Raw genomic sequence first — 12598 nt, 5'->3', positions numbered from 1 at the left:
TAAGTGATGGGCCGGGTTCATAATCCCGGCTTTATCTTTATATCTTCCCGTATTACGAGCCTTTTTATCAACGTCCGGGTACCGCGTTTTATACTGGTCAAGAGTTGCTGTATAGCGAGGAGTGATGGTGTGCTGCATATTGTCGTGTTGAGTGATTCATCGACCGATGGCGCTGACGTCACCCAGTCTTTGGGTTTATTAGCACACCGGTTTTCTGTATTGCCTTTAGGTTCTTCGCTTGCACCTATCCAGGGTTTGGGGCCGGATGTGGTCATGGTCGATGCCCGCGAGGAACTGGTCGCTGCTCGCAACTGTGCCCATCTCCTGAAGGGAGCCGGGCTTAATGTGCCCTTGCTGATGGTGCTAACCGAGGGCGGCATGGCGGCTGTAGCAGCTCATTGGATGGTTGATGATATCGTTCTTGCATCGGTTGGACCGGCTGAGCTAGAAGCCCGTCTACGCCTGCTATCAGCTTACCGTGATCACCTAGCTCAGGCTCAGGATTCTATTATTCGGGTGGGGGGCGTAACGGTTGACGAGGCTTCCTATTCGGCTCGTTTGCAGGGCTCACCGCTCAACCTGACCTATAAGGAATTCGAACTCCTTAAGTTCTTGGTCCAGCACCCTGGCCGTGTTTTTACCCGCTCCCAGCTTCTATCTGAGGTGTGGGGCTATGACTACTACGGCGGCACCCGCACCGTCGATGTTCATATTCGCCGTTTGCGTTCCAAGTTAGGGCCTGACCACGAACAGTTGATTACGACGGTGCGCAATGTTGGCTATAGCTTCAACTCCCCCAGAGGTGAGTCTCGTTAGAGTAAGGAGGAAGGCTCATGGTGAGTGGAGGAGGTACCTATGAAGGCTCTTGAGGTGGTTGAATCTACCTTTGCTTCTGACTTACCCCAAGGCATGCAGGCCCTAGCTAGCTTGGCCCAGGGACAGGACGGAGCAGCTCCTTTTTCGGAGCAGGCCCATATTGAAGTTATCCGAGCAGTGAACCAACACGAGGCGGTTCCGGCTTCTGCCGTGAAGGCCTTTGAAGCGCGGGTAGCAGACCAGCTTGTAGGCTTAGCGGTGCTTGTTCTTGAAGGTGATACCTGGGTTCTTGAGGCAGCAGTAAGCCCTCAAATGCGCGGGCAGGGTATCGGCCTTACTCTAATTACCTCCGCTCTTAAAGCTCTGGAGGGCCAGCCTCTAGCGGCCTGGATCCACGGAGGCCCGCAGGAGCAAACCCCCGCTCTGGAAGCTGCCCTTGCTATTGCTCAACATTTAGGGTGGAAGGCAAGCCGGGAACTCTACAAACTAGAACTACCCCTAACCGAAGTATCGAGGCAACGCATCCTTGACCTAGCTGATCAGGCTCAGCTCCCCCATGGTCTCGAACTTATCACCTACTCACCGGAGCAAGCCCATCACTGGGTTGAACTGAATGCACGCGCTTTTGCGCATCACCCCGAGCAGGGCAGGCTGACCCTAAAGGATCTGCAGGTTCGCACGGAATCTGCCTGGTTCCGGCCCGAAGGTTTCTTCTTGGTTCATGTCTCTGACAGTACCGCAGAGGCAGAATCTAAGTGCGGCTCTGCCCTGGCCGGCTACCACTGGACCAAAATCCCCACAGACCAGGGAGCAGAGCCAGAAGGTGAAGTCTATGCCATCGGCATCGACCCCCGGTGGCAGGGCCGGGGCCTGGGTAAAGCCCTCACCTTAGCAGGTATGGCTTACCTAGCTCAGACAACCGACAAGCAAGGAAAAGCCCTAGACCGTATAGTTCTCTATGTCGATGCAGATAATACGGCGGCAGTCAGCCTCTACCGCTCTCTCGGTTTCACCCCGCTCACCGTTGACCGACAGTACCGACCCGGTGCCCCGGCAGAAGCCACCCCCTCAAGATCCAGCTGACGGGCACCCCACCGGCCCGAAGCCACAAGACCCACACTTTGTATTGACCGCAACCGCGAAAGGCTCACCATGACCAAGGCACCAGAAGAGATACCCAACCGCACCCCCATCGGGAGTGACATCAGCAAGCTAGAACGCGCTGAAACACGCGTAGACCGTATCGATATAGGAAAGAAAATTAAGCTCCCCAACCTCGAGGGTGACTTTGGCTCCGATCGTTTCCTTGACCGCGAAATAAGCTGGCTAGACTTCAACACCCGGGTTCTCGAATTGGCAGAAGATCCCAACCTCTACTTGCTTGAACGCCTGAACTTCCTCTCTATCGTTACCAGCAACCTCGATGAGTTCTTCATGGTCCGGGTAGCCGGGCTCAAGCGCCGTATCGCCACCGGTATCGCCATGCCCTCAGCCGCAGGCCTCACCCCTGAAGAGCAGATGGAAGAAATCGCCGAAGCCGCTCACGCCCTGCAAGAGCGTCAGGCACGGGTCTTCCACGAGCAGGTCTACCCAGAGCTCGAAAAAGAAAACATTCGCATTGTCGGCTGGAGCGATCTGAGCACCGCTGAGCAGGACCGCCTCTCCAACTTCTTCCGAACCGATGTCTTCCCGGTGCTCACCCCGCTAGCCGTTGACCCGGCCCACCCCTTCCCCTACATCTCCGGTCTATCGCTCAACCTGGCGGTCATTGTCCGCAATCCCCAGACCGGCAAGGAACTCTTCGCCCGTCTCAAGGTCCCCGAAACCATGGACCGGATGGTCGCCGTTGATGGCTCACGCTCGGTACGTTCATCCTCCGGTGAGGTACGCTTTATCCCCCTCGAAGTGATTATCGCTGAGCACCTCGATATTCTCTTCCCCGGCATGGAAGTACTGGAACACCACGCCTTCCGTGTAACCCGTAACGAAGACCTCGAAGTAGAAGAGGACGATGCTGAGAACCTTCTCAAAGCACTAGAGAAAGAACTGCTCCGCCGCCGTTTCGGCCCGCCGGTACGCCTAGAGGTTGAAGACACCATCAACCCAACCATTCTGGAACTCCTGGTCTCCGAGCTAGGCATCGATGAGCACGAGGTCTACAAGCTCCCCGCGCCCCTGGACATGCGCGGTCTCTCCGATATCGCTAAAACCAACCGCCCTGCCCTGCACTACCCCAAGCATGTAGCCCACACCTCCCGCTGGCTCAACGCCAACGAAACCTCCAAGGCTGCCGACGTTTTCGCCGCAACCCGCGATCACGATGTCTTACTCCACCACCCCTACGATTCCTTTGCGACCAGCGTTCAGGCCTTCCTCGAGCAGGCAGCCTCTGACCCCGCTGTACTGGCTATCAAGCAGACCCTCTACCGTACCTCCGGCGACTCCCCCATTGTCGATGCCCTCATCGAAGCAGCCGAAGCTGGCAAACAGGTCCTGGCCCTGGTCGAGATTAAGGCCCGCTTTGACGAGCAGGCCAACATCGAATGGGCCCGCAAACTGGAGCGCGCCGGTGTTCACGTGGTCTACGGCATCGTGGGCCTCAAAACCCACTGCAAGCTCTCCCAGGTGGTCCGCAAGGAACCCGATGGTCTACGCCGCTACTGCCATATCGGCACCGGCAACTACCACCCCTCCACCGCCCGCTTCTATGAGGATCTCGGTCTGATTACCTGCGACCCTCAAATCGGTGAGGACGTCTCCAGGCTTTTCAATCAGCTCTCCGGCTACGCTCCCAAGACAACCTACAAGCAGTTGCTGGTTGCCCCCCGCTCCCTGCGCTCGGGCCTGATTGACAACATCAATAAGGAAATAGAACACAAGCAGGCCGGTCATTACGCCAAGATTCAAATTAAGTGCAACTCGATGGTCGATGAGGCTATCATTGACTCCCTCTACCGTGCTTCACAGGCCGGAGTAGAAGTCAATGTACTGGTACGCGGCATCTGTGCCCTACGCCCCGGTGTTCCTGGGCTCTCAGATAACATCAAGGTGCGTTCGGTGCTGGGGCGTTTCTTGGAGCACTCCCGGGTTTTCACCTTTGAAAACGCCGGTCAGCCCAAGACCTACATCGGCTCAGCCGATATGATGCACCGCAACCTGGACCGCCGTGTTGAGGCCCTGGTACATGTTAAGGAACCTGCCCATGTGGCTTACCTGCTCCAAATGTTTGAGAATTACCTCTCGGACAAGACAAGTAACTGGCACCTGAGCGCCAACGGTTCCTGGGAACGCCATCATTTGGATGCCGAAGGTCAGCCTCTGCGTGATGTCCAGGCTTTCTACTTGGCTAGCCGGAGCAAGAAACGCAATAAGCGCTCCTAACAGTTAGCTTTGACAGGATAACTTATCCGCCCGATTCCCTCTCCAGGGCAGTCGAGGGAATACAATGTCCTTGGGTTAAGGCAAGGTTAACCCAGGGACATCTTAAATGCCCGCCCCACTATTGGAGCTCCACATGCCGCACACAGACACCTTTTACACCGCACACACAGCAGACGGGGAACTATCTATCCGCCGAGGTCCCCGCAACAAGGCCGCCGTCAATGCTGCTGGCGCGCTAATTTGGCGGCGTCACCACGACAAGCTCGAGGTACTCATCATTCACCGCCCCCGCTACGATGACTGGTCCTGGCCCAAGGGTAAGCAGGATCCGGGGGAAACACTGCCCGAGACCGCTGTGCGTGAGGTCCGTGAAGAAGTGGGTCTCCAAGTCACGCTAGGCGCACCGCTTGCGGTGACCGCCTATAAGGTCAAGGGAAAGCCCAAGGAGGTCTACTACTGGGCCGCTGAGCTCCCCGCTGGTGCACGGGCACAGGCTGATGAGGGTGAAGTTGATGAACTGCGCTGGGTAAGCCCCAAGCAGGCACGGGCGATGCTGACCAGCCCCACCGATAAGGAACCCCTGGATGCCCTGCTCCGTTTAGAGTCCGCTCAGGATCTCAAGACTCGCCCCGTAATTGTGATGCGGCATGCTAAGGCCAAGCCTCGTTCTAAGTGGGCAGGGGCAGAAGGCGAGCGCCCGCTGGCCGCTACAGGCAAGAGACAGGCTCTGGCTGTTGGGCGGTTATTACAGGCTTGGTCCCCTGAGCGGGTTGTTTCCTCGCCCTGGGTCAGGTGCATGCAAACGGTCTACCCTTATGCTAAGGCAAGTGGCCTGACCATTAAGGAAAAGCGCGGGCTGACAGAGGACAGTAATAGACGTTCACCCAAGCATGCGCGTAAAGTAGCAGAGTCGCTCTTTGAGAAGCGTGACCGTTCTGTTGTCTTGTGTACCCATCGTCCGGTACTCCCTACGGTCTTGGAGGTGCTGGGTGGGCATTTGGGCAAGTCTCTGCGCAAGCATCTGCCCGCTGCTGATCCCTACCTGAAGCCGGGTGAAATGTGGGTCATGCAGGTGTCGGTTACTCACCCTATGACCGTGGTTTCTTTAGAACAGATTAAGCCTTTTGATGACTGATTCCTTGAGGTGAGTGCCCCCGGCGCTCCCTGCCCCCTTGACTGAAAAGAAGATAATGACTGTTCCCACCCCCTACGAAGACCTACTTCGTGAGATTATGGCTACCGGCGATCTTAAGTCTGATCGCACCGGTACCGGCACCAAGAGTGTCTTTGGTCGCCAGCTGCGTTTTGACCTGGCGGAGAGTTTCCCGCTGATTACCACTAAACGGGTTCACTTTAAGTCGGTTGCTCTTGAGTTGCTCTGGTTTCTGCGGGGTGAGTCCAATGTGCGGTGGCTTCAGGAACGCGGTGTGAGTATTTGGGACGAGTGGGCTGATGAGGACGGCGAACTGGGCCCGGTCTACGGCGTACAGTGGCGTTCCTGGCCTGCCGGGGATGGGCAGACCATTGACCAGATTGCTAAGGTCATTGAGTCGCTCAAGACTAACCCTGATTCTCGTCGGCATATCGTCACGGCCTGGAACCCCGCTGAGGTCGATGATATGGCTCTGCCGCCTTGTCATGCGCTTTTCCAGTTCTACGTCAAGACCCGCCCGGACGGCACCCGTGAGCTCTCGTGCCAGCTCTACCAGCGGAGCGCCGATATGTTCTTGGGCGTTCCTTTCAACATCGCTTCCTACGCTCTGCTGACCCAGCTTATTGCCGGGCAGACGGGTATGGTTCCCGGTGAGTTTGTGTGGACCGGCGGGGACTGCCATATCTACTCCAACCACTATTGGCAGGTTGAGGAGCAGCTCAGCCGGCAACCCTACCCTTACCCCAAGCTGATCATCAAGAATAAGAAACCCTCCCTATTTGACTATGAGTTTGAGGACTTTGAACTGGTGGATTACCGGCACCACCCCACCATCAAAGCCCCTATCGCGGTCTAGGGGCAGGCTATGAGCGTAGCTGAAAAAGATTTGCCGGTACTGGGCGCCATCTGGGCCCAGGCGGGCAAGGGCGTGATTGGTCGGGCCGGTGATATGCCCTGGTACGCGCCCGAAGACCTAGCCCACTTCAAGCAGGTTACCTGGGGGTGCCCCGTGATTATGGGGCGCGCTACCTGGGAGTCCTTCCCGCCTCGTTTTCGTCCTTTACCGGGGCGTCCTAATATCGTTATTTCCTCCTCCCTTTCTGACCCCACCCTCCGCGACGGGGCTACCTGGGTACCCTCCTTAGCCATAGCCCTTGAGCAGGCGGCCCAGCTAGCACCCGATGCCACTGCCTATTGGGTGATTGGTGGCGGTCGTGTCTATGCGGAGGCTCTCACAGCTCGGAACCTGCCGCAGGTAGCTGGCGGTTGCGTGAGCCGAGTGGAAAGAACCGTCTTTGGCCTTGAATTAGAGGGCGACACCTACGCACCGGCTTTAGATGACCGCTGGGAGTTACTTGCGTCCACCGATACGCTCACCAGCGTTAAAGGCTACGGCCTTGAAGCCACAGGTGATAAGGTCGCTCTACCCTACCGTTTTGAGAGCTGGCGGTTACAGGGGTAGCCTTTCCGTGTCTACCTCGCTTTGGCCTGTAACACGAGGCTGTTCCCCTCACGCGTGCAGCGGAATAAAGCTAGACTGAAACCATGACTTTTACACCCGGTGATTCAGTAGGTTTTGTAGGCTACCGTGGCATGGTGGGCTCCGTCCTCATGCAGCGCATGCTCGAAGAAGGAGATTTTGAGAGTATTAGCCCCGTCTTCTTCTCTACCTCGCAGGCTGGTGCCCCCGCCCCTACCTTCGGCGGGGCCCTTGAAGAGGCCACTCTCAAAGACGCACACGACCTGGACGAGCTGCTTAAGCTTCCCGTGATTGTGACTGCTCAGGGTGGCGACTACACCAAGGCCGTTCATTCTGCTCTGCGGGAGCGCGGCTGGCAGGGTATCTGGATTGATGCCGCCTCCACCCTGCGCATGAACGATGATGCTGTGATTGTACTTGACCCCATTAACCGCGATGTTATTGACCGTGGCCTGGACTCTGGCGTCAAAGACTTTATCGGCGGCAACTGCACCGTCTCCTGCCTGCTCATGGGCTTAGGTGGCCTGTGGAAGCAGGGCCTGGTGGAGTGGGGTACTTCCATGACCTACCAGGCGGCTTCCGGTGGCGGTGCCCGCCACATGCGCGAGGTCCTCAAGCAGTTCGGTGACCTGAACGGCACCATCAAGGCTGAACTGGCTGATCCCGCTTCAGCGATTCTTGAGATTGACCGCAAGATTCTGGACAAGCAACGTTCTGGCGAGCTGGACACCACCCAGTTCGGTGTACCGCTTGCAGGTTCCCTCATTCCCTGGATTGATTCAGACTTGGGCAAGGGGCAGTCTCGCGAAGAGTGGAAGGCAGAGGCTGAATCCAACAAGATTCTGGGCCTTGAAGGCGATAGCCGGGTCGCTCTTGACGGTCTGTGCGTCCGTATCGCAACCATGCGCTCCCACTCACAGGCACTCACCCTCAAGCTGACCGAAGACCTGACGGTTGAGGAAATTGAGAAGATCATTGATGAAGATAACCAGTGGTCCAAGGTAGTTCCCAACGAGCGCGAAGCAACTATGCGCGACCTTACCCCGGTAGCGGCATCTGGCACCCTGGACATCCCGGTTGGCCGTATCCGCAAGCTGAGCATGGGACCTCAGTACATCAGTGCTTTCACTGTGGGTGACCAGCTCCTGTGGGGTGCCGCTGAGCCGGTGCGCCGCATGCTGAAGATTGCGACCGGCACCCTCTAAAATAGAGCTATGACCAAGCCTCAGATGCCCCCGACTCATGAGTCCCATCAGGAGCTCTGCGGGGGCATCCGTGCCTTAAACTTCAGGGTGGATAAGGCATCGGATGTTCCCCCCTATTCCCAGTTACGGCGCGCAATTATTGCGGCTAGATTTGATGGCCGCTTGGCGGCCGGTGACAGGTTACCCCCTATGCGGGCTTTGGCGGCAGAAACAGGTCTAGCAGTCAATACCGTGGCCAAGGCCTATAAGGAGCTTGAAGCTGCTGGGGCTATTGAAACCCACGGACGAGCCGGCTCCTTTATTACGGCCCTTGATTCCACGGCCCACAAGGCTCAAACGCTTACCGAAAAGTATGTAACTGCCATGCGCAAGCTAGGCTACGAAGACCCCAAAATTCTTGAGATTATTGGCCATATGCTGGGGTTAGAAGAAGCATCAGAGGGCTAGCCCCTTACCTAAAAAGGGCCCATGCACCAGGTGGTGGTGCATGGGCCCTTTGAGCTGTTTTAGCGGCCGGGTTTGCTTGTGCGGTAGTGGCATCCGCTGGGGCAGTAGTGGCTATGGTTGCTTCGCTTAGCCCATCGTTGGGCAGTTTTACGCCGGTGCCTGCGGTGGCGAGCGGCTTCAAAGGACCGCCAGGTGGCAAGCACCTTGGCACGGACCCAGAGGTTGAGCCGGTGAGCCCAGTGAAACTCGGTACCCCAGAGGCTCATGCCCATGAAGATAAAGAGCCAGCCCGGCCCAGGGGTAACCAGCATGATGATGCCGGCAAGAATACAGAGAAAGCCCAGAAGAATGACCAGGGCCCGATAAAGCAAGAGGAAAAGAGGGTGACGGCCCATAAAAGCACGTACCCGCTGCATCCGCCGGTGCAAGAGACTCCCGTCGCTACCGGCAATTTCCCGTTCAAGGCTCATAGCGTAACGTCAGGGGCTAGAGTTCAAAACCAACGACAACGGGCTCAGCAACCAGATACACGCCAAAGCGTTCTTCAACACCGGCTCGCACAGCTCGCGCAATAGCGGCAATATCGGCTGTAGCAGCACCACCTCGGTTAGTGATTGCCAGGGTGTGCTTGGTTGAAAGTGAGGCGCGACCGCCGGAAAGCTGCTGGCCCTGGCCCTCTAGACCAAAGCCCTTCTCAAAGCCAGCCTGCTGAATCAACCAGGCAGCACTGAGCTTGACCTTACCTTCAACCGTTTGGCCGGTGGCTGTGGTCACCGGGTAGCGGGGAGCGTCCTCGGGCAGAGTATCAAGGGCGGCGCTATCCACAATGGGATTAGTGAAGAAAGAGCCGGTGGAGTAGGTATCGCGGTCTGCCGGGTCAAGAACCATGCCTTTCCCCGCGCGAAGACCCAGGACAGTCTTGCGCACCAGGGCAGAGCTGGCACGCTCCCCCACAGTAACGCCCAGCTGGCGGGCAAGCTCAGCGTAACGAATGGGGGCAGACATGCTACCGTGCGGTAGCTGAAAATCAACGGTCAGCACCACATAGCGGGGTGTGCCGTTGACGCTTGACTGCTTGAGGATTGAGTCACGGTAAGCGAACTTGAGGTCGGCGTTAGCGAAGGTTTTGTAATTGCCGGTTTGACGATCCCAGGTACGCACCGAAGCAATGGTGTGGGCGACCTCTGAGCCGTAAGCACCGACGTTCTGCACGGGGGTTGCGCCAACGGTACCGGGTATACCGGAAAGAGCCTCAATACCGGAGTACTGGCGTTCTACGGTGTAGGCGACGAAGGCATCCCAGTTGTGCCCTGCTTGCACGCGCAGGTTGGCGCCGCCGCAGGCGTAGTCACCGATATTTTCGATTCCCTCCGATGCGATGTGAAGCACCGTACCGGCAAAGCCCTCATCTGCCACCAGCAGGTTAGAACCGCCGCCGACAAGGAGCAGGTCCTCCCCTGCCTCATCGGCGGTGCGGAGAGCGGCGATAATTTCTTGTTCTGTTGTTGCGCGGACGTAGGTGCGGGCGGGGCCACCGACAGCGGCGGTGGTCAGTTCACTCAATAGCTTCTCAGTCACGGGTTCCATTCTACCGGCTGGTAGCAAGCCAGTATGTACTCATTCCTGAGTCCTTCCAGATAAGCTCCCTATGAGCCTGCTGGGTGTTTGCTAGATCCTGATAGCAAGAAGCTCATCCCTATCTTTTCTGGGTGTCAGCTGGCTAGTCAGCACCAGCGAGAGCAGCACAAAAATAAGCACGGCAATCAGCCCCTTACGAATACCGAAGTGCTCGCCTAGTAAGCCCAGCAGGGGCGGGCCACCTAAGAAGGCTGTGTAACCGATGGTAGAGACAACCGATACCCGCACGGCGGCTTTCATCGGGTCGTCGGAGGCCGCCGACATACCGGTAGGGAACCCCAGAGAGGCTCCCAGACCCCAGATCAGCAAACCCACAAAACCGACCTGGACCTTGGGAGCAAAGATAAACAGGCTCAGGCCAGCGATTGCCAGGGAGCAGGTTATCCGCAAAATAAGTACCCGCCCGTACCTGTTGAGTAGTGCCGTCCCACCGAATCTGCCAACCATCATGGCCACTACAAAGGTGAAATAGCCCAGCGAGCCGATTGTCTTGCTGGTGCCGTAGTCATGGGTGAGGGCTAGGGCTACCCAGTCATTTGCTGAGCCCTCAGCCAAAGCTACACCCAGCACGAAAAGCCCAATCAGGATCGTGTGCTTATCTCGCCAGGCATCACGGACCTTATAGGCCCCAAGGGTTGCGAGCGCCTTGGTATCGTCCTGACCGTAATTTTCGGTCTGGCAGCGGGTTAGCGAGAATGCAACCAGCGCTGCCACCACCACCGCATAGCTCATCATATGGGCGACGAAGGGGAGCCCTAGCTGAGTGCCTAGAGCGCCCAGAGCTGCACCCATGACGGTGCCAATGGAGAAGAAGCCGTGCATAATCGGGGTGACGTACCGCCCCAGGGCTCGCTCGTTGGCGACCCCCTGCACGTTGGAGGCTACGTTCGACACTGCGCTCCCCAGCCCCTGTAGGCTCAGCCCCACCAGGGTCATGGGGACGCTCATATAGTAGACACCGCAACCGATCAGGGCCATACCGGTAACAGTTGTTGCGTAGGCGGCGGCTATACATCGGATCGCGCCGAAGCGGGCTACCAGGGCACCGGAGAAGCTGACAGCGCAGAAGGAACCGGCGGTCATGCCCAGAAGGAGCAAACCCATAGGTCCGGAACTCAGATTCAGCCCGGTAGCTAGGTCGGGAAGACGGGTAAGTAGCGCCGAAACCACCAGGCCGCTGGCGAAGAAGAGACTAAGGACAGCCCGGTACCAGGTACGAATCTGGGTGTCAGTCAGCTGATAAGGGACTGTACTCGATGTGGGCATACCAGGGTGTTTTCTCTCGTTCTAATTCTTTGTGTCGGCTGTCTATTCTAGCGCTCTGCTCATGTACCCCTAAGGGGGCATGATGGGGACACCTTGAGAAGTAAAACAGTAAGCACTCACGGTAGGCCGTCTCTCATTCACCGATATTAGTGGGGCCTTCCTCTTGCAAGAGGAGCACCCCTGGCATTTTTAGCCCCCTAAGGAGACTAGGCTAGCTGGACCAGCGCTTGGGCTTTCATGAGCACTTTCTGCTCTTTGCCCTGGGCGTCGGGGGCAGTGACGGTCAGGTCGACGCGGGCGGTGCGGTTTTCTTGGTCCAGGGCACCGATTTTACCGGCCACAGAAATGACGTTGCCGCCGCTGGCAGGTGAGCTCTCCCCCTCCGCGTCGGGTACCGGCACCGGCTTGGAGAAGCGGGTCTGGTAATCCACAATCGCACCGGCGTCCCCCACCCAGTTGGTCACCAGCTGGATAGCCACACCCATGGTAAACATACCGTGAGCAATCACCCCGGGTAGCCCCACCGCATTGGCAAAACGCTCGTTCCAGTGGATAGGGTTGAAGTCCCCTGAAGCACCGGCGTAGGCCACCAGATCTGCGCGGGTCACGGGAATCTGACAGGCACCAATCTCAGCACCCTTTTCTAGGGTCTCAAAAGTTATAGCAGTCATGAGTCCTCCGCCCGAACCAAAAGTGATGAGTAGCAGGTAGCTACTTTTTCACCGGAAACCGTGGTGATTTCTTCGCGGGTGCTAAGCATGGCCCCAGCCCCCATCACCCGCAGGCTATCAACGTGAACTTCAGTCAGGAGCTTATCGCCCGCCACGATGGGGCGGTGGTGGGTAAAGCGCTGGTCAGCGTGAACCACGCGGGAGAAATCGATACCAGCCTCGGGGTCAGTAATCAGAGCCGCGTCGGCCTTCTGCGCCAGAATAATGGCGAAAGTCGGTGGTGCTACCAGGTCGGTGTAGCCTGCCGCTTGGGCGGCCTGCAGATCGAAGTGCAGGGGGCTGGTCGCTTTAACAGCAGTCGCAAATTCACGGATTTTTTCACGGCCCACAGCGTAGGGCTCGGTGGGCGGGTAAAGGCGGCCCACAAGGTCTTGGTTAATAGCCATAGTCCTACTCTAGGCCCTAGGCTTCCACTCTTTAAAATATTTGCTAAATTTTCCCAAATTGTAGCCCTGTAGCGACGGCGGCCCTGGGCGCGAAA

Annotated in this window: 13 protein-coding genes; 8 read left to right on the top strand and 5 right to left on the bottom strand. The window is 57.6% G+C overall.

Annotated elements, in window-relative coordinates:
- Positions 1–129: 129 nt before the first annotated feature.
- The 8 genes from ACN080_RS01145 to ACN080_RS01110 all read left to right on the top strand — a co-directional run bounded on the left by ACN080_RS01145 (position 130) and on the right by ACN080_RS01110 (position 8482).
- Positions 130–816 (top strand): winged helix-turn-helix transcriptional regulator, encoded by a 687-nt coding sequence (locus ACN080_RS01145; protein WP_419099249.1) that lies wholly within the window; start codon positions 130–132, stop codon positions 814–816.
- 39 nt (positions 817–855) lie between these two features.
- The gene (gene mshD, locus ACN080_RS01140) at positions 856–1899 is read left to right on the top strand and encodes a mycothiol synthase (protein ID WP_419112837.1); all 1044 of its coding nucleotides are present in this window, start codon (positions 856–858) and stop codon (positions 1897–1899) included.
- 69 nt (positions 1900–1968) lie between these two features.
- Complete coding sequence (locus tag ACN080_RS01135) at positions 1969–4197, top strand: RNA degradosome polyphosphate kinase (RefSeq protein ID WP_419112836.1); 2229 nt, start codon at positions 1969–1971, stop codon at positions 4195–4197.
- Positions 4198–4330: 133 nt separating this feature from the next.
- Complete coding sequence (locus ACN080_RS01130) at positions 4331–5332, top strand: NUDIX hydrolase (RefSeq protein ID WP_419110800.1); 1002 nt, start codon at positions 4331–4333, stop codon at positions 5330–5332.
- Between the two features lie 55 nt (positions 5333–5387).
- Positions 5388–6206, top strand: a complete 819-nt coding sequence (locus ACN080_RS01125) for a thymidylate synthase (RefSeq protein WP_419099245.1) — start codon at positions 5388–5390, stop codon at positions 6204–6206.
- Between the two features lie 9 nt (positions 6207–6215).
- Complete coding sequence (locus tag ACN080_RS01120; protein ID WP_419112835.1) at positions 6216–6812, top strand: dihydrofolate reductase; 597 nt, start codon at positions 6216–6218, stop codon at positions 6810–6812.
- Positions 6813–6895: 83 nt separating this feature from the next.
- Positions 6896–8035: an aspartate-semialdehyde dehydrogenase gene (gene asd / locus ACN080_RS01115; protein ID WP_419112834.1), complete on the top strand. Its 1140-nt coding sequence runs from the start codon at positions 6896–6898 to the stop codon at positions 8033–8035.
- A gap of 9 nt (positions 8036–8044) precedes the next feature.
- The gene (locus ACN080_RS01110) at positions 8045–8482 is read left to right on the top strand and encodes a GntR family transcriptional regulator (protein WP_419112833.1); all 438 of its coding nucleotides are present in this window, start codon (positions 8045–8047) and stop codon (positions 8480–8482) included.
- Between the two features lie 59 nt (positions 8483–8541).
- On the opposite strand, the gene ACN080_RS01105 is transcribed toward ACN080_RS01110, so the two are convergent.
- The 5 genes from ACN080_RS01105 to ACN080_RS01085 form a co-directional block, all read right to left on the bottom strand.
- Positions 8542–8952 carry a PGPGW domain-containing protein gene (locus tag ACN080_RS01105; protein ID WP_419104832.1) on the bottom strand — a complete coding sequence of 137 codons (411 nt, stop codon included), beginning with the start codon at positions 8950–8952 and terminating at the stop codon, positions 8542–8544.
- A gap of 16 nt (positions 8953–8968) precedes the next feature.
- Positions 8969–10060: a UDP-N-acetylmuramate dehydrogenase gene (locus ACN080_RS01100; protein ID WP_419112832.1), complete on the bottom strand. Its 1092-nt coding sequence runs from the start codon at positions 10058–10060 to the stop codon at positions 8969–8971.
- A gap of 90 nt (positions 10061–10150) precedes the next feature.
- A complete protein-coding gene (locus ACN080_RS01095) occupies positions 10151–11386 on the bottom strand; it encodes an MFS transporter (protein WP_419104830.1) in 1236 nt (411 codons plus the stop codon).
- Positions 11387–11592: 206 nt separating this feature from the next.
- Positions 11593–12057 carry a MaoC family dehydratase gene (locus ACN080_RS01090; protein WP_419111591.1) on the bottom strand — a complete coding sequence of 155 codons (465 nt, stop codon included), beginning with the start codon at positions 12055–12057 and terminating at the stop codon, positions 11593–11595.
- Complete coding sequence (locus ACN080_RS01085) at positions 12054–12503, bottom strand: FAS1-like dehydratase domain-containing protein (RefSeq protein WP_419099237.1); 450 nt, start codon at positions 12501–12503, stop codon at positions 12054–12056. Before ACN080_RS01085 ends, ACN080_RS01090 begins: the two co-directional genes overlap by 4 nt.
- Positions 12504–12598: the final 95 nt, after the last annotated feature.

Source organism: Rothia sp. CCM 9416 (assembly GCF_048513535.1).
GTDB lineage: Bacteria > Actinomycetota > Actinomycetes > Actinomycetales > Micrococcaceae > Rothia.
The sequence above is the reverse complement of the archived record's forward strand: the minus strand, read 5'-3'. Positions and strand labels throughout refer to the sequence as shown.

Bases quoted from the DNA above. Each gene is read 5' to 3' on its own strand.
- ACN080_RS01095 (WP_419104830.1), bottom strand. From the start codon at position 11,386: ATGCCCACATCGAGTACAGTCCCTTATCAGCTGACTGACACCCAGATT.
- ACN080_RS01110 (WP_419112833.1), top strand. From the start codon at position 8,045: ATGACCAAGCCTCAGATGCCCCCGACTCATGAGTCCCATCAGGAGCTC.
- ACN080_RS01085 (WP_419099237.1), bottom strand. From the start codon at position 12,503: ATGGCTATTAACCAAGACCTTGTGGGCCGCCTTTACCCGCCCACCGAG.
- ACN080_RS01125 (WP_419099245.1), top strand. From the start codon at position 5,388: ATGACTGTTCCCACCCCCTACGAAGACCTACTTCGTGAGATTATGGCT.
- asd (WP_419112834.1), top strand. From the start codon at position 6,896: ATGACTTTTACACCCGGTGATTCAGTAGGTTTTGTAGGCTACCGTGGC.
- ACN080_RS01120 (WP_419112835.1), top strand. From the start codon at position 6,216: ATGAGCGTAGCTGAAAAAGATTTGCCGGTACTGGGCGCCATCTGGGCC.
- mshD (WP_419112837.1), top strand. From the start codon at position 856: ATGAAGGCTCTTGAGGTGGTTGAATCTACCTTTGCTTCTGACTTACCC.
- ACN080_RS01135 (WP_419112836.1), top strand. From the start codon at position 1,969: ATGACCAAGGCACCAGAAGAGATACCCAACCGCACCCCCATCGGGAGT.
- ACN080_RS01130 (WP_419110800.1), top strand. From the start codon at position 4,331: ATGCCGCACACAGACACCTTTTACACCGCACACACAGCAGACGGGGAA.
- ACN080_RS01090 (WP_419111591.1), bottom strand. From the start codon at position 12,057: ATGACTGCTATAACTTTTGAGACCCTAGAAAAGGGTGCTGAGATTGGT.
- ACN080_RS01105 (WP_419104832.1), bottom strand. From the start codon at position 8,952: ATGAGCCTTGAACGGGAAATTGCCGGTAGCGACGGGAGTCTCTTGCAC.